Genomic DNA, 20,928 nt, shown 5'->3' on the forward strand with positions numbered 1-20,928 from the left:
TACCTCCTTATGTATCAAAACTGTTGAATTGGAATTTGTCATAATAAATTAAGGATATTATAGGTTTAAGTAGTAGCAAGACTTTAATAAAGTAGAAAAGCCTCAATTGAATTTCTATACCAGATTAGTTACTGTGTATAACCTCCATATAAACGTCCTCTTCCATCATTTGTTCTTTTGATTTTTTATCCAGATATAGCAGATAACCACTCCGATTAAGGCTATCCCTCCTGTGGTTATATATGGTAATTCAATATTGCTTTCATACAGATACCCAGTTAATAAAGGAGCAATAACTTTGCTAAGATTTCCGGCGGTACTGGCAAATCCCATCAGTGTTCCTTTATGCTGATTGTCAGTTTTTGAAAGGGTTGCGTTTAATGTGGGTACTGTAATAGCAGAAGATACCGCAAATAAGCCAAAAATGTTGTGGTCAAGCATTTTTGTAACGCTTATGACTAAAAAAATCAGCTTTTAATTTAAGATGCAAACCGTACCTGATAAGGGGTGCGGTATCCATTATAGCTGTGAGGGCGGATGTGATTATACGTGACATAAGCAAATTCTTCCACTGCCCGATACAGTGCCTCCTCTGTCTGGAAATCGTACAGATTCACACATTCATTTTTCAATGTATTGAAATATCTTTCCATAGGGGCGTTGTCATATGGACATCCTGCTTTGCTCATACTCTGTGTCACATGGACAGATTCACAGAATTCTACAAATGCCTTTGACGTATACTGGGAACCCTGATCGCTGTGGAGTATCAGTTCTCCATTGATCCGGGACTGTGATTCCAGTGCTTTCTTCAAAGTCCGGATAGCAAGACTGCTGGTGATCTGGCGGTCTGTCTCGCTTGCAATGACACTCCGGTCATACAGGTCAACAATGCTGCAATTGTAGCGCACTTCTCCATTTTTCAAAAACAGATACGTGAAATCTGTACACCACTTCTGATTCGCCCTGCCTGCACAAAACTTTTGCTGCAGCCTGTTTTCAAAGATTTTGTGCGGTTTTTCACGCCGGCAGCCCGGTTTCTTTGGGCGGACAAGGGAATACAGCCTCATTTCCGTATTCATGTACTTATGTACGGTAACCGTGCTGTAATGGCAGCCCCTGCGCGCCAGATAGACAGTCATGGTCCGGTATCCTGCTACCCCGTTATGCACATGGTAAATTTCCCTGATCTGCGCTTTTACTGCTTCTTTTTGGGCATGATAAGCCGCCTTCCGGTGTTTCCGGTAGTTGTAATACGCATTCGGACAGATGCCAAGCCGCCTTAGCAGCCAGCGGACCCCGAATTCTCTGTGATGTTCTTCTATAAACCGATAAGCCTCTAATCGATTTCTTTTGCGAAGAATGCCGCTGCTTTTTTTAGAAACAGGTTCTCCTTTCGGAGCTCCTCATTTTCTCTTTTGAGCTTAAGCATCTCCTTCATGTTATCATACTCTGTTTTTGTATCGGGGCTTGTCCGGCATTCTTCTTTGAATTCATTGCACCAGCGGCGCAGCGTTTCTTTGGAGATGTTATACTCCGCGGTGATGCTTTTGATTGTTCTTCCTTCTTCCAAACGGAGACGGACAATCTTTTTCTTAAACTCGGGAGTGTAATTCTGTGGCATAATAGGTACCTCTTTTCTTGTGATTTTGATTATATCTTATTAGCCACTTCTGTTACAACCTTACTTTATCACAACAAAACCACCAACACACTAACAAACCCAGTTGTCAATACCATGGCAAACGCTACTAAGGCTTTGCAAAACACACCTATCAGTATTAGTGGCTTCTCACCAATTTTTTTTGCTAAAGGACCAGTCAAAAAGCCTTGTACTACAATCAAAATACCTGCTAGAGCCATCCAAATAACACCAACTTGCTTAGTGGAAAATCCAAACTTATCTACGACATACAGCCCCGTAATTCCTTGCAAGCCTGTTTGACAGAAATGCACAACGAAAATAAGTATCAAAACCATTCCTGCTGAGCCCAAAATTATACTTTTCAGGTCTGAAAAATCAAAGGGTTTTCTTTTTTCCGTCTGTCCTGAACGCTCAATTGACTCTGGCAAAAGTGTTAGAATTAGTAGAAAGGCAATAAATGAAATGCCAGCGCCTGTAAAAAATGGGAGCGCAAGCGAATAGCCTGCAAGAATGCCTCCCAATAATGGTCCCATCATTACGCCAATGCTCATTGAAGCTCCAAGTTGACTCATATTCTTGCTTCTTTCTTCCTCCGAGCTGGAATCTCCAACATATGCCAAAGATGCAACGGACGTAGCAGATGACAAAATACCCGATAAACTGCGAGCTATAAATAGTGTCCAAAAGGATGAAGCCAAACCGAACAGGAACAAACTGATGGAATATCCTATAATACCAATGCTGATAATCGGCTTTCTACCAATTCGGTCGGACAGTGCACCCCAAAAAGGTGCGCATACTGTTTGTGCCAGAGCATATACGGCAGTGAGCCATCCAAGCTCACGACCGCCAGCACCTAGATTTTCCATGTAAAATGGCATGACCGGAAGAACTAAGCTATATCCTAACGCAATCACCAAAGTAGCAAGATTTAAAGCGAAAATTGGCTTTTTATTCATCAATCGTCACCGTCCCCTCTGAGCCGTCCACCGTTATCATTTGTCCATTTTTAATACTTCTCGTGGCTGTGTGTGTCGCCATAACGGCAGGGATACCACATTCCCGCGCAACAATACTTGAATGACTGAGAGGACCTCCAATATCCGTTACAATTCCACTTGCAGAGGCAAATAAGGGTGTCCAAGCCGGAGTTGTAGTAACGGCAACCAAAACACTTCCTGGCTGGAAATTTTTAAAATCTGCCGGACTATTTAGTATGCAGGCACGAGCTGTCACAACACCAGAACTGGTTCCTATACCCCTCAACACGGTTTTTCCATCTTTTTGTTTCTGTGGTGCATGTGATATGCTTTTTACTTTCTTCTCAGGTAACTGAGCTGGTGACACATAGCCCTGATACTTTTTGAGTTCCGCTTTTCGCTCAAGTATCGAATTTTTTCTATCGGATAAAGGTATATTTTTGTCTAACTGTACTATGAGTTTTTCCAATTCCAATTTTGTGAGCCAATATATATCATCTATATGCGAAGTAGCTCCGCCACGTATAAGGCGTGCTGAAATTTCATGAAACATCTGGCGAATCAGAGGATGCCCCATTCCCATGCAATAAATAGCATTTTCACGCATAGGAGCAGTTTCCTGCGCCCAATGGAGCAACTTCAAAAACAGTTTTTTGCGTGAGCCACCTATATGTTGTAAAATTTCTTCTTCTGCCTGTTTCCTATGCTTTTCAAATTTGGATTGACGTAAAAAAGGACTTTCACCTTTGCCTTCTACAAAGGTTTTTATGGATTCAAAGGTTGGTGTAAGTGTTTCCTGCGGTGTGGAATATGCAAAATCAAATTCATAAGCGGTACGACCGAACTCTTTAAAATACTGATTGATTCGATTTTTCCATTCTATCCATACTTCCAGCGAAACTTCGTCAGGCGGAACTGAGGACATAAAATTTTCCGCTATCTTTGCTGTTGGATTACTTTGCAGATAAAGGTTGAGAGTATTATTTTGCTTTACCCATTCCGAGAGACTCCACAGGTTCTTTTCGGCTTGCAGAGCAATCGTATCAAATCCAAGCAGGAAAACAGAAGTATCTGTCATACCAGCGCGACGAGCCGCTCCCTGAAAAAATTTTGTAAATAATGTTTCGCTGATAGAGGCGGCTGGCAATGTAAGCTGAATTCTTGTAAAATAAATACAAGCGGCATAAAATACAGTCTGAATCCCCTTCATTATTTGATGGGCATTCAGCGTATGCAGGGGCTTTTCTTCCCATTGTTTAATCACATCCTCAAATTCTTTTCGTGCTGTTTCCCAGCGTGCAACACTGTTCGTAAGCGCACGGCGTAAAGATCGGGGTGAAAGGGATTTGACAGCAATCAAAAGAGGCTTTGAATTAGCGGAAAGATAAACATATCCGTTAATAATCGTATATGCTCCGTTTTCTGGCAGTAGCTTTTTCGCACTTTTACCAAACATATCTATCCATAAAAGCGCCGACGCACGGTTGACTATTTCAAGCCCAAGTGTGGCGAATAAGGGCGTAACAGGATTTGGCAAGTGTTCCGCTAGACTGCCTTTTGTATATATAACATCCTTTTCCGGTAACGTCCATTCCGGCGGTAGGACAGTAATGGGGCGAGCCTGAACAATATACAACTTATCTTTTTCCAGTGCCCACTCTACATCCATAGGCATTTCATAATACTTCTCAATTTTTTTTCCAAGTTGTGTTAATCGCATAACTTGATTGCGAGTAAGAGCATGTTTTTTCCTCAACTGTTCAGGAGTTGGGATTTCTTCTGTTCCATCTGAGTTGCGGACTGTCATAATTTCTTTGTTTGCTACTTCATATGATACAATTCGTTCAGCATTTTTATCTACAACAATTGTATCAGGGGTGACTAAGCTAGAAACAACCGATTCGCCAAGTCCCCACGCGGCGTTAACAATCATTTCGCTACGTCTGCCATTGATAGGGTTTAGCGTAAACATAACGCCGGACGCATCGGAAAACGCAAGCTTTTGTACTACAACAGCAAGTGCGACAATTTCCTGCTTTATATCATTCTTCATGCGATAAGCAATAGCGCGAGCTGTCCATAGGGAAGCCCAGCACCTCTTTACAGCGTCAAGAACTTCATTCTCACCTTGTATGTTAAGATAGGTTTCCTGCTGGCCTGCAAAAGAAGCGTCGGGCAAATCCTCGGCGGTTGCGGAGGAACGGACAGCCACTGCTATATTTCCCAATCCGGCATATGCGGTTTTAATTGCATCTGATACTTCCTGCGGCATTTCTCCATCATGGAAAAGCATCCCTATCTGCGTAGATACATTTTCAAGCTGACTGGTATTGTTAGAGTCAATACCGTCCAGCAACTTATTAATGTGAGGTTGAATATGGTTCTTTTCAACAAAAATCTTGTATGAGGTAGTCGTAACATGAAAGCCCTCCGGCACAGGGATGCCCGCTGTCAAAAGTTTTGATAAAGACATACCTTTTCCGCCGACCATTTCAAGGGTTGCCTGTTTATGCAGCAAGGGTAGGGTATAATAAATCATAATTATTCACCTTCATCATTCATAATTCCGTGTAGAAATATATCCATTGTTTCATCAAGCATTTTCTCCGGACTGGCTGATGGTCGGGATGTGTAAATGATTGATATAATGGAGTTAATTAACAAACGCGTCATTAAATCGGCATTTGTCTTACGGAAGACGCCTGATTTCACTCCATTTTCAATTACAGATTTTATAATATCCTGATATGCGTAACGCGCAGTTTTCAGCCGCTTTCGATAATCTTCTTCTAAATAGTCAGATTCTGTATTTAACCACATCAGCACCGTTCGATACTGCTTTGGTACTCCAAGATGATTCAGCATGATTTTTCTAAGACACTGTTCCGGCGAGGATTCATCGGCAATAATCCTATGAACCTTTTTAATTATTTCTTCTATTTCTTTCTCAACTGCATATACAACAATCTCGTCTTTCGTTTTGAAAAAATCATACAGACTGGACTTTCCCATGTTTGCTAAAATCGCAATTTCCCTCATTGATGTTTTTTGGAATCCATTTTTCTCTATGAGCTGCAAAGCAATACTGATTATTTCTTCTCGACGCTCTTCTTGTTGTTCTGGTGTAAGCATAATTCCTTTTGGCATATTATGATACCTCCTTATAACGACCATCGGTCGCTTCTTGTTTTGCTATCATTATATAGCGACCGATGGTCGCTTGTCAAGGCTAATTTTTTTCCTCTTTTGGCATTCGGATTGCTTACAGAGAATTTTGACCATGAGTATATTCCTATATATTCTGCACATAGTCAAGTTGAATATCATCCCAAGCGCATCCGCATAAAAGCTACAAGATTACCCTCCCTCTAGTTGCTTGTAAATGCACACAATTACAGATTCGGATACCAACGTAACAAATCAGACAGCCCTTCGGATTCCAGTTTCCTGATCACATAACTCAACCACTCCTCCGGCGTGGGCATGTCACCTGCTATTATAGTGGCATACGTTTCCGAAGATTGATAAGGCTAAAAACATCCTCCATGATCCTTTCGTTCTTGACATCCAGCATTACCCATTTCTGTCCATTTCCAGCTTTAGTAGCTTTGAATACCGTTTGTACATAGTTCGAGCATAGCGGCATGAGAAGCTCTGCCTCTGCAAGTTCATGACTTCCTATGACCACGAGGGCGATAAAATAGCCTTTCATTGGATAGAGCGTACAAAGGGATCTTCCGCTCTTTTTGTACTTAATATTCCAGCCAGCCTGCATGGAACAACGGCTGTGTTCCATGCAGGGCTTGATCTGGTAGGCGGACTGGATACGCTCATTGAAGTCCGCCCATAACGGGCTACAAATATATTCTGTGACCTGCTCCCACGTTGGCGGCGTTACATTTGAATAGAGCATATTCCAATCCATCCTAATTTCCCTCCTTAGGCCCGACTATCCAGCGGCAAAGGCTTGACCCAAATTTCCATGTATGCCATGTCCTCTGCATCCCGGTAATACTTTTCCGCAGAGAAGGGTTCCGTGGCCAGGTTATGGTGCGACAGCCATGTGCCAAAAAGATACTTGCTGGCCTGATCCAAAGCAACCGTCACCAAATCCTCAAATTTTTCTGCTTCAATTTTGCAAACGATGTATTCGCCTGCAGGAAGTTCTTTCTTTATGAAACCGTCCTGCAACTGGCCCGGTACATTTTTAGCAAAGCCACCTACAAAATAGGCGAAAAGGCCTTGCGTAGCATCTTCCGTATGGGACATTCCCATTTCTACGCTGGTATCGAGGGTGGACAAAATTGAGGCGTTCTCCGTGTGATACCGTTTCCAAAGCTGACCCGGCGCATCCACGCCGGTGCTTTCGCCAGCCGGAACCTGCTCAGAAATACGAACTTCGGTCTCCAGACCAAGGTAGGTCTCCGGGGTCGCCAGCGATTTTCTCTGAATTTCCAAAACGATATCTCCCGCTACCAGCGGAACCCCTTCGTCAACCAGAACGTAGTTCATGGAAATCTCCGGCTTTTCAAATGTGTTAAGCATTGGTGAATTCCTCCTATAGTCTTCGGGAGTGATCCCATACGTTTCCTTGAAAGCCCGTGTAAAGTTTGCGTGGCTGGAAAAGCCGTAGTCTAAGGCGACGTCAAGAATTCTCTGCTCGGAGTCCCCCAGATTCTCGATCACCTTTGCCAAACGGCGGAGCTTCACATATTCCTGCACCGATTTATTCACCAGTCGCTTGAACAAGCGCTGGAAATAAAAAGGGGACAGGCCAACGGTGTTTGCCAATTCCTCCGTCGAAATTTCTTCAGCCAGGTGTTCCTCGATAAAAGTCAAGGATTGTTCGATTGTTTCCCATGTGTGCATTACAGCACCTCCTATGATTAATGTTCATAGCTATGAGCAAAATGTCGTTTAGCTCATCCCTATGATGTTCACATCATACCACGTTATTTCCGGCTGGGCTTTTCACACAATGCCCTTTTGATGTGCGGCGTTGTTTGAGATGCCCCTCGACCATGAGTATATTGCCGTACATTGCACACACAGTCAAGTTGAATATCGTTCCACCTTTTTCATTGCAGAAAGAGAGAAAATTTGCTCGACTTTTGATTTTCATGTAAATACACAAAGTCAAAGATTGGGATACCAGCGGAGCAGCTCAGACAGTCCCTCGGATTCCAGCTTTCTGACCACATAACTTAACCACTCTTCCGGTGTAGGCATATCCCCTGTGTGGGGAATTTTCTCCCATTGTGCCCGTCGTATTGGGTCTGGGTCATTCATCCCCGATTTTATGCGGGCTGAAATAATCGCCCTCATCTCTTCCACTGTAATATTCCTGTCTCTCGCCAGCTTCTCAAAAAACGTTCTATACTCCGGCATATGCCTGCCTCCTTTCGTTCCATACGAGTAGTATGCCATATCTGAGGCATAATATAAACGGTTTTATGCCCGTGAAAGGATATAGTTTATCTACCAATCAAGACTATTATAGCACCACTCAAGGGCTTAAAATAGACATAAGGAAAGGCGGACTACAAAATGGATGTACAGAAACGAATCAAAGACCTGATGGAATTGAGAGGCTGGACAGACTACCGGCTGGCGAAGGAAGCCGGTCTTTCCCATTCCACAGTTACAAATATGTTCAACCGCAGCAATGCTCCAACTTTACCGACCCTTGAAGCTGTATGCAGAGCATTTGGCATTACGCTGTCTCAGTTCTTTGAGGATTTTGAAGACAATGAGACGCTACAGGAACAGAGGCTGCTATTTTCAAAATGGAGTACCTTTACCCCAGAGCAGAGAAAAATCTTGCTTGACCTTATGAATATCATAAAATGATGGAAATCGCAGTCGCCCCATAGAATGGAGTCTGCGGTTTTCGATTTTATAGTAATGTCTTACAATGTCCATCTTGTCAACTCAACCATCCTATAACAATCCTATCTCCACAACCTACCCAATATCCAACCTATCAACTCAACCCCACGCGATTTTTTGCCGTAGACCAGTTTCCATAGAACTACTAAACGCAAAAAATCCGGGAGTCGGAACTACCCGTCGGCAATTCCCAACTCCCGGAAACCCCTTGTTTACTACACTTTTTTGTACTTCTATTTCTCAACCCTTGACATCAATACTACCGTCTCAACATGCCCCGTCCAAGGAAAAAGATCAAACGGCCATCCCCCCACCGCGCAATACCCACACTTTGTCAAATACCCAAGATCTCTTGCCTGCGTTTCCGGATTACAGGATATGTACACGATTTTCTCTGGCGATAATTTGACGACAGAAGCCAGAAACGCTTCATCACTGCCCGAGCGAGGTGGGTCCATAATCACAACATCGGCCTTCTCTCCCGCTTCAGCCATCTGCACCATAAACATTCCTGCATCATTCTGGTAAAATCGAATATTCGTTGCTCCATTTGCTTTTGCATTACGGATCGCATCGCGAACTGCATCGCGATTCAATTCCACACCAATCACTTCTCCGGCCTGTTTTGCTGCTATCAGACCGATCGTGCCAATCCCGCAGTATGCATCAATCACACGCTCTTTTCCGGTCAGATTAGCCAGCTCCATAGCCTTCGCATAAAGCTTTTCTGTCTGAATGGAATTAATCTGATAAAAAGATTTTGCCGAAATTCGGAAACGGCATCCGCAAAGGATATCCTCAATATATCCTTTCCCATAGAGAACCGTCTCTTTCTCTCCCAAAACCATACTTGTTTTTTTGTCATTGACATTAAGTACAACTGTTGTAATCTCCGGATGTAACGCAAGAAGAGCTTTCACAAAATTGTTCTTGGATGGCAAAATGGGCGAGCCCAGCACAAGTACCACCATGATCTGTCGCGTCTGATGCGCAGTACGAACCAGAGCATGACGAAAAATACCATAACCGGTATCCTCATTGTAGATTTTAATTTTGAAAGATTTTAATAAAACCCGGATGCTTCCGATAATTTCATCTGCCTTTTCATGCTCAAGTAAACATGTTTCTACCGGTACCACATCATGCGTTCCTTCTTCGTAAGTTCCGGAAATGACAGAACCGTCGCGGCGATGTGCAAAAACTGCATGCACTTTGTTCCGATAATGAAACGGATGCTCCATCCCCTCAATTTTATGTACCGGACAATAAGAAGACAAAAGTTTTTCTACCTGTCTCTGTTTCAGAGACAGCTGCTTTTCATATGAAATATCCAGATACTGACATCCGCCGCAACGCGCTGCCACCGGACACTTCCCGGCTCCCGCACTCGGTGTTTTCTCTCGTGCTTTTTTCTTTCTCACCTTTCCTCCGGTCTTTTCCTTTTCTTCTGGCTTTCGCGTCTTCGCCTCGGTTCCTATCTTCTTTTCTGCTATCCTTTTCCCGTTTTTTTGTTTCTGCTTCTGTTTCCTTTTTCCAGTCACTTCTGTCATAGCTTCTCCCTTTCCCTGTTTCTTCCTTAGCTCTCTTGTTTTCTATTCTACCTATTTCAACAGATTTCCGCCTTTTTTCTACGCCTATCGCTTTGCTACTCCCTGACAATCAAACGCCGGAATAAAACTTTCCTCTGCCGTGTCTCCCTCCTGGTAAAACCCCTGCGTAATGCCAATTTCCCCGGCAAAGTCCAACAGACGTTCATACTCTCTTTTTGTAACCCTGCGGTATAAAAGCGGATCATTTTCAACGCCAGCCCCTGGTGTGTACTGATTCATCATACTGATATAAATCTGTTTCCTGTACATTGTATACAAATATTCAACAACACTTTTCGCCTCCCGCACATGGCCCGGAAGCAGCAAATGGCGTACCACAACGCCCTTCGTCATCCTGCCACGCTCATCAAACCGCGGCTCTGGCTGCTGCCGCACCATTTCCTGAATCCCAGCCTTCGCAATTTCCGGATAATCGCTGGCACCGGAATACTGTTCGGCCAGCTTTGAACTTATATATTTAAAGTCCGGCAGATAAATATCCACCAGACCTTCCAGCATACGTAAAGTCTCCACTTTTTCATAACCACTGCTGTTATAGACAATCGGAATGCCAAGCCCCGAGTCTTTTGCCATTGTAAGCGCCTGCACAACCTGCGGCACATAATGTCCTGCGGTCACAAGATTAATGTTATTTGCCTTTTGCGCCTGCAACTCCAGAAAAATCTCGGCAAGGCGTGTAACCGAAATATCCAGCCCACTCTTCCCACCGGAAATTTCACGATTCTGACAATAAATACATCCAAGAGAACATCCTGAAAAAAATACGGCGCCGGAACCCTCTGTACCTGAAATACAAGGCTCCTCCCACATATGCAACGCCGCCCTGGCTACACGAACCACCGCCCCGACATGGCAACGCCCCACTTTTCCTGCTGCGCGGTCTGCCCTGCATTCCCGCGGGCATAAAGTACATTCCTTAAAAATTTCTTCCGCTCTTGTCTGCATACCCTCTATTCCCAACGCTTCCTGCTCCTTCTGTTTCGATACAGTTACTTATCTCGATTTTCTCTTAACAGTCTCTTGCTTTTATGTTTCTTCTTAAGCTGCTTTTCCTTGTGTTTCTATATACAATACCCTTTGCCCCCTGCCAATACTATTTCGTTTTTCCAGTTGGAATCGCAAGGATAAAAATCGTCGCTAAAATCATCAAAAAACCCAGCAGATCAACCGCAGTAAAACGCACCTTCATCCATACCGCAGAAAGCAGCGTCGCTGCCACCGGCTCCACGCAGGCAAACAGAGAGGCCTTCACCGAACCAATCAGCTTTACGCTGTGCATGTACATCGAAAACCCTGCCATTGTACCAAATACAATAATATAAAACAGCACTGCCAGCATCTGACTGTCCAGAACAGGCATGTGCTTCCACGGCTGAAACACTGCGCACAGCGCAATCCCTCCAATCAGCATTCCCCACGCAAGAATCAGCGGTGCGTGAAACTGTTTCAAGAGGCGTTCTGGCTGAACGGTATAAATAACAACGGAAACAGCTGACAGCAATCCCATAATCAGCGCCTTCTGAGACAGTACAAGCGTACTAGGATTTCCATGTGTCGCAATCAGAAAAATACCGCCAAGCGCCAGCAGCACAGAAACCACCTCCTTGGCTTCCGGCCGTCTGCGCGCCGAAATACAGACATAAACGACAATGAGCGCCGGTCCGAGATACTCGATTACAGTTGCCGTCCCGGCATTGGACCATTCAATCGTCTGAAAATACGAAAACTGGCAAAACATCAGGCCCGCAAACCCGTAGATCACAACATCCCGCGCATTTCGTCTGTCCTTCCAGACTTCCACTGCCTGCTTTCTGTCCCGAATCAGGAAATAACAAAGCAGAAAAAAACCGGCAAAAAGCAGCCGGACCGGAACCAACCAACCGGCTGTAACCTCTTTATTCTGAAATAAAAACTGACCGCACACTCCGGAAACACCCCAGAGTATGCCGCCAACAATGGCAAAAAACATGCCCATCAAATTTGTCATTCTCACTTTTCTCTTTCCGTCCTCTTCCTTCCATCTTTTATCATCTTTTTACGTGTTCTCTTCCTTTTTCGGCTTCTTCGGAATCTGTGCCAGAATAATTGCCACAAACATCAAAACACATCCCGCCAACTCGCGAAGACTGAGCTTCTGATTCAGCAAAAGCCATCCAGAAAGCACTGAAACTACTGATTCCAGACTCAAAATAAGAGAGGCAACGGTCGGGTCCATTCCCTTTTGTCCCACAATCTGCAACGTATACGCTACACCACAGGACATAACGCCCGCATACAAAAGCGGCATCCAAGCCGTCAGAACTGCATGGAACTCAAACTGTTCCGTAAACACCATCGCAATTCCCGAAAGCAGGCCGCACACAAAAAACTGAATACACGACATCCGCACACCGTCTACTTTGGGTGAGAAGTAATCAATAATCAGAATATGTACTGAAAAACAAAGTGCACAGAGAAATACCAAAAAGTCGCCGGTCCCCACTGAAAAGCCTTCTGTGATACACAGAAGATACAGCCCGGCCACCGCCAGAAGCACACTGAGCCAAATTTTGTACCCTGTTGTCTTTTTTGTAAAAACTCCGATCACCGGAACAATAACAATATACAATGCGGTGATAAACCCTGCCTTACCCACTGTTGTATACTGAATACCAAACTGCTGTAAATTGCTGGCTATAAATAAGGCCACACCGCAGCAGATTCCGCCGGCAAATAATTCTTTTTGATGCCAGGTATATATTTTTTCACTGCCTGCTCCATCCAGCCCCCGAAACCTGTCAAGCAAAAAAACACACGGAATCAGCACTGCTCCGCCAATCACACTTCGCACAAAGTTAAACGTAAACGGCCCCACATAGTCCATTCCGACACTTTGGGCAACAAAAGCCGTCCCCCATATAATTGCTGTCAAAAACAACAGAAGGGGACTCTTCACAGACGACGTCCTTTTCATAACATTCTCCTCTTTATCATTCGTAATCAAATCCAGGCTTCCGGCGTAATTTCTCTTCCGTCCAGCGACGCATACGTCAGTGTATCTCCGTCATACATCAGCTTCAGAGAAAAAAACGGAGCATCCTGTGCCATGAGCTTCAGAAAAATTTTGTCACCTTCCCACAGATTCAGATTCATAAGCTCTGACTTCGGCACCCACTCCAGCGTTCCTTCCGTACAGGAAATCATCTCGCCTGTAAACCCGTCTGCCGTGTACAGACACATATATTCCGGCGGCCATCCGTTCGCAATAAAAGTCACAATACCCCGAAATTTCCACGCAGTAAGCGTCAGCCCGGTCTCTTCCTTTGCCTCACGCAAAAGACACTCCTCCGGACTTTCTCCGTCCTCAAAATGTCCACCGATTCCGATCCATTTATCTTTATTTACATCATTCTTTTTGCTGATCCGATGCAACATCAGATACTGCTCGTCCTTTTCTACATAACAAAGTGTTGTAAGCGGTGATTTCATGATTTACGCCCTCATTTTCTATCGTATTTTCCTATTTCATATTTCTGGCAATCCGCAATTCCCTGCTTCTTTCCAGAAGATATTCGCGTTTATTGCGCTCTGGATACTCCAGCACTTCCAGCAGCAACAGATTGAGAAGCTTCCCAACCTCCGGCCCTGGCTTCATGCCGTCTGCAAGCAGATCTTTCCCACCAAGCTCCATCTCCCTTAAAGAAAGGCAGTCTCCGTGCAGGCGGATATCGGTCCAGATATGTTCCACCTCTTTCAGATAAATCAGCTTTTGTTCTACAACATCCGGATGATGTGCCATAATATCCGCCCGCTTCACAAGCAGAAACAAATCAAACAACTCCGGTCCTATCCGGTAGGCACACAACCGCACATCCTTGCCGGTCAGCTGCGGGTACCACGAATGGTTGCGCACCAGATTGCACACCTTACGCATCGTATCATTATCAAATTTGAGGTTTCTCATGATTCGTTCTGCAATCTTTTCGCTACAGACAGCATGTCCCTTGAAATGATCCTTGTCATTTTCATCTGTCACACAAACCTCCGGCTTGCCCATATCATGAAACAGCATCGTAAGGCGCAGCACCTTATCCGCCGGGATATTTTCCAGCGCCACAAGTGTGTGTACCCCCGTCGTATAAATATGATGCGAATTATTCTGTCGCTGTACCATAATCCGGTCAAATTCCGGCATCATCACAGAGGTGATTCCGCATTCATACGCCAGCCGGAACCAATGAGGGTTCGGTGATGTCAGCAGCTTTACCAGTTCCACCTGAATCCGCTCCGCACTGATCTGATCAAGTGCATCCGCCATCTCACGAATTGCCTCCCGCACGTCATCCTCCAGTGAAAATCCAAGCTGCGCCGCAAAACGAACCGCGCGCATCATGCGTAAAGCATCCTCGGAAAAACGCTCCCGTGCGTTTCCCACACAGCGGATTTTTCTGTTTTTCAGATCTTCCATGCCCCCAAATTTGTCCACCAGACCTGTCTCATGAGAATATGCCATAGCGTTGATGGTAAAATCGCGCCGCTTCAAATCTTCCTCCAGATTCGGCGTAAAAATGACCTCCTTGGGATGACGACAGTCCTCGTACGCCCCGTCAATACGATACGTGGTCACCTCGAAAGCCTCTTTCCCCAAAAGCACTGTAACCGTTCCATGTGCAATCCCTGTATCAATCGTCCGTGCAAACAGAGCCTTTACCTGAACGGGAGAAGCCGAAGTTGTCACATCCCAGTCCTCAGGATTGCGTCCGAGAATCGAATCACGGACACAGCCCCCTACCACGTAGGCTTCAAATCCGTTCTGATGCAGCGTCTGCAAAATCTGCTCTGCCTTTTCGGGAATCTCAATATATGCCATTTTGCCCTTTCCCTTCAGTTTTTTCTTCATCATAGCACAGCAGACTTTCTCTGAAAAGCAAAAAGTGAAAAAACTGTGTTTTCCAGAAAAACTATTTACAATTCCCCGCCAAAAATGTTATATTTCTATTAAAAATATATTTCAAAATATCAGAAAGGAATCCCAAAATGTCTAGAAAATATTTACTTTTTCTTTCAGGAATTATAGCCGCCGTAACACTCTCAGGCTGCGACCAAAAAGAACAGCCAAAGGAACCTGTTTCTACTGAATCCTCTGTTTCCGGCGAGAATGCCGCAACTGAGGATATGACCGAGACACCCGCTACTGCTGAAGCCCTTGCATCCATTATACCATCTGATTATCTTGTTAAAAATTCTTCCGAATACGTGACCCTGGGCAACCTTGAAAATCTGGAAGTGACACAGTATGTTTTTGAAGTTACCGACGATATGATTCAGGAAAGAATTGAGAGTGATCTTACCGAAGTCGGCGAAGAAGTTGAGGTGGACCGTGCCGCAGCCGAGGGGGACGTGGTTTATGCCGATGTCACCTCCACTGTTCACGGTGAACCAGACACCACCGCTACCGAGAGCACCTATATCACGCTTGGTTATGCGGAATACAGCGAAGATTTTGACAAACAGATCACCGGCGCCAAAGCAAACGACCTCCTCACATTCACCTGCTCTTTTGACAATGATGCTATCATGGACGAATGGGCCAACAAAGCGGTGGACTTCGAAGTAAAAATCACCAGTGTCTGTGAAATGCAGACGCCCGAATACAACGATGCTTATGTAAAAGAATTCACGGATTATTCAACTACAAAAGAATACGAAGAAGCAATACGTGAACTGCTCACAGAAGAATACGAAGAAAATGGCTACAGTGATACCGTTGAGGCTCTGTTCCAGGCAGCAATTGATGCCTCCACATTCTCCGGTTATCCGGATGAACTCTATGACGCCTGCAAAGAAGAAGTTCTCTCTCTTTATGGCGGCTTTCTCGGAACTACGGACGAGCAGGAGATCTACGAAGCATTTGATCTTTCCCCGGACGATGTGGAAACAGAAGTACTCTCCATGGTTAACCGCCGCCTGATTGTCAGCTCAGTTTGCGCCGACCAAAACCTTGAAATTACACAGGAAGAGTACAATTCCTTTGTAATGGAAAACGCGGAAGCTTTCGGCTACGAAAGTGCTGTACAGTTTGAGGAAGAAAATACACGCTCCTCCCTTGTATGGTCTCTGTATGAAAATGCAGTTGCAGCTCTGTTATATGATTCTGCTAAAATTACTCCGGTACCGTACGAAGAAGAAGAGATTGATGCAGATGAAACCTTTGAGGAAACTGAAACAGAAACCACAGACAACACTGATGAATTTGACGCCTCGAACGCAGACTGAACTTGAAACAGCAGCATCAGCCTAAGCATTACTATGACTGGTGCTGAGCAAAAATCATTGATAAGAACTGCGTAAATTAACTGAATTTTCTTCCATTTTACTTGACACTATTTCTCATTGTGCTATAATAAGAATGCAACAGATTGCCTGGTTAAAATATTTCACTAACTGTCCTAGATTATGAAATATACCTTCGTAGTCTACGATAGTTAGTGGAACTTTTTAAGGGTACATGTGGAATTCAATTAGGAGGTACCGAACATGAATAAGGGTACGGTAAAATGGTTTAATGCAGAAAAGGGGTATGGTTTCATTACCGGAGAAAATGGTTCAGACGTATTTGTTCACTTTTCTGCAATTCAGGGTGACGGATTCAAGACACTCGAAGAAGGACAGGCTGTTTCTTATGATTTGACAGAAGGCGCTCGCGGAATGCAGGCAGCTAATGTAGTGAAGCTTTAAGAATATGAATGTCTGAAGCGGAGCATCCCAGAGGTGCTCCGCTTTTTATATAAAGTTTAGTTCTTCTTTGTAATGTCTGTAAGATCACACACGACTCCTCGTTCTTTCCAAAACTCTCTGCACTTTTTCTCCTGTTTTCCAATCGCGGCAGACACGGCAGATATCCGAAATGCACACCCCTTCGCGGCAAAGTTTCAGCACTATATGTTTCACACATTCATAGAGATAAAACACCTTCCCGGCATAATCCACATCATCGTACACCTTCCAGTATCCGGACAATTTAAAATTTTTTCCTTGATTTTCAATAAATCCCTGCACATCTTTGAGCGGATATCCAAACAGAATCCCCATTTCATGAGGAAATTCTTGTTTATTCTTCTTATATTCTGCAAAACGCCAGGCCAGGCGCCGTAAAACTTCTTTTACATTGTTGGAAACATATCCGCATTTTCTTAAATATTCATTGACTTCCTTTTCTCTGAGAAGCTTCTGAAGCTTTTCCTCCTCAAACAAGAGCAGGTAATCCTTTTTTCCTGAAGCATACAGGCAACAGCTCCGGATTCCCGTGCCACGCAGTATACAGCTTAATTCCTTCTGATTTCCCGGCTCCACAATCAGAAGATTTGACGGTTTAATCCCCGCCAATATCGGTGCGCACTGCTGTCCGAGCAGATAACCGATTTCCTCCGATCTCATACACGTTCACCTCCGTGCGTTCATTCCTGATTCTATTCTTATTGTCCGCATACATCTTTCTTTTATGCTGGAAGGAACTGCTATGCGCAATGTTCGCTGAGCAGTTCCTGCAACGCTGCCACACTGCTGCCATGACATCGCAACACCGGAACTTTATTACGTTTTGCCTCCTGTAACATACTCCGAACCATTTTATGAGATACGGTATTTACAAAAAGTATAAAAAAATCCGGACTACCCAGTTTTTTGCGGATCGCTCCGCTTTCCTTTACAAAAATCTTTACCCTGCATCCGTAATTTTTGCAAATTCCTTCATACTGACATACCATTCCTTCATTTCCTCCGACAATGACAACGCTCATAAAATCCTCCTCGCTATTAGTTAGTTTTAACTAACTTTAATGTAAAAAAAATGACAGTATTCTGCCGCAGTTTTGTTTTCCTCCATCCATATGTAAGGAACAGAAATTTCAGTTAGCTTACACTAACTAAATATAACATGAGAAACCAATACTGTCAAGCACTATACTGCCATTTGAAGATCTGTCAAATCAGCGAGATCAAACTTAGCTGCAAAAATTTCCTACTTTGTACCCGGAAAAAATCTGCGGAATATTTTCTTTATTTTCCCTTCTTCTTTTTCCCTCGAAGCTGCCGCTTCCTGCATAGCCTGAAGATACTGTAAATACAAAAGCTCCATCTCATCCCGCAACTGTTCTATGAGCTGCTCTTCCAGCTTTTTATTTTGTTCCCCGACAACTTCTTCCATCATCTGTTTCAGAAGCTGAATCGCCTTTTCCATATCATCCTGTGGTTCTTCGGTCGAAATAATTTCATATATCAGTTCTCTTCGTTCTTCGTCGCTTGCGTTTTCCCAGTTTTTCCCTTCTGTATGATCTGTCGCATTCTTCTCCTCGTTTTTATGATGTCCTGTCGGAGTAGAAGCACTGTATTTTTCCCGCTCTATAGCCGATCGCGTATTTTTTATCTCAATGCGCTCTGTCTCAACAACGTCTGCTTCTTTTTTCTCAAATCTACGATTCTCTGCCACATTTCTCATCTGTGCAGGTTCCGGATTTGCGCCGTGTTCTGCTTCCCGGTACGCAACCGTATGAAGCGCACTTTCCATTTCCGGCGTTTCTTCCAGCAACAGCCGAATCGCTTTTAGCTGAATGCCTTTTTGTTTCCAGTCCTTCACCTGTCGAAATGTCTCAATATTTTTTTCACTGTAAGTGCGATGTCCAAGGCTTGTCCGCTGAATTGGAATGTTCAGCTCCTCCTCCCAATAACGCAAAACGTGCGACTCCACACCTATGAGCCGCACTGCTTCTGAAACGGAATACAATTTTTCATCCATAATAATTTCTCCCTTATCTGTATCTAAGCCTTTTCCGCCGCTTAGAGCGCGTCTGAACTATTATTTTCAAACACGCTGCGCCTGCCGCGAACTTTTCCTGGTAACCCCGGAATCTCCTTGCGCGTATCGCAGCAACGCTTCCGCATATGTGCTCTTCTACAAATATATGAAGAATTCTCTTAAAATAGAACCTGTTTTTTATTTATTTTTTCATATTTGCAAATTTTGTGAAACGCGGCAGCCACGCCAGCTCGATCGTACCAATGGCGCCATTTCTCTGCTTGGCAATAATGACTTCTGCCACATCCTTTTTTTCTGAATCATGGTTATAATAATCATCACGATATAAAAACATCACCACATCCGCGTCCTGCTCAATCGCCCCTGATTCACGCAAATCCGAAAGCATCGGTCGATGATCCGGTCTCTGCTCCACCGCACGCGAAAGCTGAGAAAGCGCCACCACCGGCACCTGAAGCTCCCTCGCAATTTCTTTCAGAGAACGGGAAATATCTGAAATTTCCTGCTGTCTCGACTCAGATCGCTTACTGCCCTGCATAAGCTGCAAGTAGTCAATCATAATAATCCCCAGGTTGTGTTCCAGCTTAAATTTCCGGCATTTGCTCCGAAGCTCCGAGACAGAAATACCCGGGGTATCATCAATAATCATATTTGAACGCCCAATTACGCCAGCCGCCTCAATCAGGTTCGCCCAATCGCCGTCGCTTAAATTTCCGGTACGCAAAAGCTGAGAATCCACTCGCGATTCCATCGCAAACAGACGGTTTACAAGCTGCTCCTTAGACATCTCGAGACTAAAAATCGCCACAGTCTCATTGTTCCGAAACGCCATATATTCTGCAATATTCAAAACGAACGCCGTCTTTCCCATAGAAGGACGCGCAGCGATCAAAATCAAATCCGAGGGCTGAAAACCGGAAGTCTTGTAATCCAGATCTATAAAACCGGTCGCAATCCCGGTCACACTTCCTTTCGAACGGCTCGCCAGCTCGATTTTATCGAGTGCATTCAGAACAACTTCCTTGATCGGAACAAACTCATCGTTGGAACGGCGCTGTAATACCTGGAAAATTTTCTTCTCTGTATCCTCCATGATATCTTCCACGCGGTCCTTGCCTGCATAGCACGATGCCGCGATATCCTCATTCACCTTAATGAGCCTGCGCAGCAAAGCCTTTTCCGCAACAATTTCCGCGTGATGCTTTACATTTGCAGAAGTCTGCACCGCTATCACAATATCCCTGACAAATTCCAGGCTGCTGATCTCCGCCGGCACATCCTTTTCTTTTAAACGGTTCTGTAATGTAATCAGATCAATTGGCTTCCCTTCACTGTAAAGCTCTGTCATCGCTTCAAAAAGAATGCCATACTGTTTCTGATAAAAATCATCTGCATTCAGTATTTCCGAAGCCACTGTAACGGCATCCCGGTCCATAATCATGGCACCAATCACCCACTGCTCCGCCTCAACACTGTGCGGCATCACCCGCTTGAGTAACCCTTCTTCCACCGTATTTCCCCTTTCGTTACAGGTACCTGGCAACCGCCTTCTGATCGCGAAGATTACAGCTCTTTCACGTGTACTTTCACCTCTGCAGTCACCTTCGCATGCAGCTTCACACCCACGTTTATCACGCCAAGCTGTTTGATCGGCGTATCCAACAGAACTTTCTTTTTATCCACGTCATAACCAAGCTGTTTTTTGATCTCCTCCGCGATCTCTTTTGAGGACACAGAACCAAACACCCGGCCGCCTTCGCCTGTCTTGACTGCTATCTGAATGGATTTACCCTCCATCTCTTTTCCAAGTGCCTGAGCAGCCTCGAGCGTTTCGCGCGCAACTTTCTCTGCATTGGCCTTCTGAAGTTTCAGATCATTCATATTCTGTCCCGTCGCTTCCTTGCCAATTCCTTTTTTCAGCAGCATATTGCGGGCATAGCCCTCACTCACTTCAACAATCTCTCCTTTTTTTCCAAGCGCCTTTACATCCTGTAATAAAATAACTTTCAT

General features: G+C 44.5%; 22 protein-coding genes. 3 read left to right on the plus strand and 19 right to left on the minus strand.

The window, feature by feature from the left end:
• Window positions 1–165: 165 nt before the first annotated feature.
• From AC6I2O_RS03210 to AC6I2O_RS03245, 8 genes are all read right to left on the minus strand, one after another.
• Complete coding sequence (locus AC6I2O_RS03210) at window positions 166–441, minus strand: MFS transporter (RefSeq protein ID WP_497741781.1); 276 nt, start codon at window positions 439–441, stop codon at window positions 166–168.
• Between the two features lie 38 nt (window positions 442–479).
• Window positions 480–1,624 (minus strand): IS3 family transposase gene (locus AC6I2O_RS03215; RefSeq protein WP_497741782.1). Its coding sequence is split into 2 segments (ribosomal slippage): window positions 480–1,381 and window positions 1,381–1,624, totalling 1,146 coding nucleotides; the frame shifts between segments, so codons are not numbered across the junction.
• Window positions 1,625–1,692: 68 nt separating this feature from the next.
• Window positions 1,693–2,604: an MFS transporter gene (locus AC6I2O_RS03220; RefSeq protein ID WP_497742487.1), complete on the minus strand. Its 912-nt coding sequence runs from the start codon at window positions 2,602–2,604 to the stop codon at window positions 1,693–1,695.
• Complete coding sequence (locus tag AC6I2O_RS03225; RefSeq protein WP_120392740.1) at window positions 2,597–5,164, minus strand: PEP/pyruvate-binding domain-containing protein; 2,568 nt, start codon at window positions 5,162–5,164, stop codon at window positions 2,597–2,599. The genes AC6I2O_RS03220 and AC6I2O_RS03225 overlap by 8 nt, the downstream gene beginning before the upstream one ends.
• A 2-nt stretch (window positions 5,165–5,166) precedes the next feature.
• Complete coding sequence (locus AC6I2O_RS03230) at window positions 5,167–5,772, minus strand: TetR/AcrR family transcriptional regulator (protein ID WP_120392739.1); 606 nt, start codon at window positions 5,770–5,772, stop codon at window positions 5,167–5,169.
• 349 nt (window positions 5,773–6,121) lie between these two features.
• The gene (locus tag AC6I2O_RS03235) at window positions 6,122–6,550 is read right to left on the minus strand and encodes a DUF3788 domain-containing protein (RefSeq protein WP_120392738.1); all 429 of its coding nucleotides are present in this window, start codon (window positions 6,548–6,550) and stop codon (window positions 6,122–6,124) included.
• Between the two features lie 14 nt (window positions 6,551–6,564).
• On the minus strand, window positions 6,565–7,494 hold the full coding sequence (locus AC6I2O_RS03240) for a helix-turn-helix domain-containing protein (protein ID WP_497741783.1): 930 nt from the start codon (window positions 7,492–7,494) through the stop codon (window positions 6,565–6,567).
• A gap of 267 nt (window positions 7,495–7,761) precedes the next feature.
• On the minus strand, window positions 7,762–8,013 hold the full coding sequence (locus AC6I2O_RS03245; protein WP_120392736.1) for a hypothetical protein: 252 nt from the start codon (window positions 8,011–8,013) through the stop codon (window positions 7,762–7,764).
• Between the two features lie 159 nt (window positions 8,014–8,172).
• Between AC6I2O_RS03245 and AC6I2O_RS03250 the strand changes: the two genes are divergently transcribed.
• The gene (locus AC6I2O_RS03250) at window positions 8,173–8,475 is read left to right on the plus strand and encodes a helix-turn-helix domain-containing protein (protein ID WP_497741785.1); all 303 of its coding nucleotides are present in this window, start codon (window positions 8,173–8,175) and stop codon (window positions 8,473–8,475) included.
• Between the two features lie 272 nt (window positions 8,476–8,747).
• On the opposite strand, the gene rlmD is transcribed toward AC6I2O_RS03250, so the two are convergent.
• The 6 genes from rlmD to AC6I2O_RS03280 form a co-directional block, all read right to left on the minus strand.
• A complete protein-coding gene (rlmD, locus tag AC6I2O_RS03255; protein WP_497741786.1) occupies window positions 8,748–10,064 on the minus strand; it encodes a 23S rRNA (uracil(1939)-C(5))-methyltransferase RlmD in 1,317 nt (438 codons plus the stop codon).
• 84 nt (window positions 10,065–10,148) lie between these two features.
• On the minus strand, window positions 10,149–11,069 hold the full coding sequence (locus AC6I2O_RS03260) for a radical SAM protein (RefSeq protein WP_120392773.1): 921 nt from the start codon (window positions 11,067–11,069) through the stop codon (window positions 10,149–10,151).
• A gap of 148 nt (window positions 11,070–11,217) precedes the next feature.
• Entirely contained in the window at window positions 11,218–12,111 is an 894-nt protein-coding gene (locus AC6I2O_RS03265) for a DMT family transporter (protein WP_497741787.1), read from the minus strand.
• Window positions 12,112–12,159: 48 nt separating this feature from the next.
• Complete coding sequence (locus AC6I2O_RS03270; RefSeq protein ID WP_120392772.1) at window positions 12,160–13,077, minus strand: DMT family transporter; 918 nt, start codon at window positions 13,075–13,077, stop codon at window positions 12,160–12,162.
• Window positions 13,078–13,103: 26 nt separating this feature from the next.
• Complete coding sequence (locus AC6I2O_RS03275; protein ID WP_120392720.1) at window positions 13,104–13,592, minus strand: NUDIX hydrolase; 489 nt, start codon at window positions 13,590–13,592, stop codon at window positions 13,104–13,106.
• A gap of 31 nt (window positions 13,593–13,623) precedes the next feature.
• Window positions 13,624–14,973 carry a CCA tRNA nucleotidyltransferase gene (locus AC6I2O_RS03280; protein ID WP_120392771.1) on the minus strand — a complete coding sequence of 450 codons (1,350 nt, stop codon included), beginning with the start codon at window positions 14,971–14,973 and terminating at the stop codon, window positions 13,624–13,626.
• A gap of 167 nt (window positions 14,974–15,140) precedes the next feature.
• Between AC6I2O_RS03280 and AC6I2O_RS03285 the strand changes: the two genes are divergently transcribed.
• Window positions 15,141–16,379: a trigger factor gene (locus AC6I2O_RS03285; protein WP_497741789.1), complete on the plus strand. Its 1,239-nt coding sequence runs from the start codon at window positions 15,141–15,143 to the stop codon at window positions 16,377–16,379.
• Window positions 16,380–16,640: 261 nt separating this feature from the next.
• A complete protein-coding gene (locus tag AC6I2O_RS03290) occupies window positions 16,641–16,841 on the plus strand; it encodes a cold-shock protein (protein ID WP_120392718.1) in 201 nt (66 codons plus the stop codon).
• A gap of 84 nt (window positions 16,842–16,925) precedes the next feature.
• Here AC6I2O_RS03290 and AC6I2O_RS03295 read toward each other — a convergent pair whose 3' ends face one another.
• The 5 genes from AC6I2O_RS03295 to rplI all read right to left on the minus strand — a co-directional run bounded on the left by AC6I2O_RS03295 (window position 16,926) and on the right by rplI (window position 20,928).
• On the minus strand, window positions 16,926–17,540 hold the full coding sequence (locus AC6I2O_RS03295; RefSeq protein ID WP_120392717.1) for a DUF3793 family protein: 615 nt from the start codon (window positions 17,538–17,540) through the stop codon (window positions 16,926–16,928).
• A gap of 80 nt (window positions 17,541–17,620) precedes the next feature.
• On the minus strand, window positions 17,621–17,902 hold the full coding sequence (locus AC6I2O_RS03300) for a DUF2325 domain-containing protein (RefSeq protein WP_120392716.1): 282 nt from the start codon (window positions 17,900–17,902) through the stop codon (window positions 17,621–17,623).
• A 221-nt stretch (window positions 17,903–18,123) separates the two neighbouring features.
• The gene (locus tag AC6I2O_RS03305) at window positions 18,124–18,897 is read right to left on the minus strand and encodes a helix-turn-helix domain-containing protein (RefSeq protein WP_120392715.1); all 774 of its coding nucleotides are present in this window, start codon (window positions 18,895–18,897) and stop codon (window positions 18,124–18,126) included.
• A 202-nt stretch (window positions 18,898–19,099) separates the two neighbouring features.
• Entirely contained in the window at window positions 19,100–20,428 is a 1,329-nt protein-coding gene (dnaB, locus tag AC6I2O_RS03310) for a replicative DNA helicase (RefSeq protein WP_120392714.1), read from the minus strand.
• A 53-nt stretch (window positions 20,429–20,481) separates the two neighbouring features.
• On the minus strand, window positions 20,482–20,928 hold the full coding sequence (gene rplI, locus AC6I2O_RS03315; RefSeq protein ID WP_497741790.1) for a 50S ribosomal protein L9: 447 nt from the start codon (window positions 20,926–20,928) through the stop codon (window positions 20,482–20,484).

The organism is Blautia sp. St.27G3 (assembly GCF_059728505.1).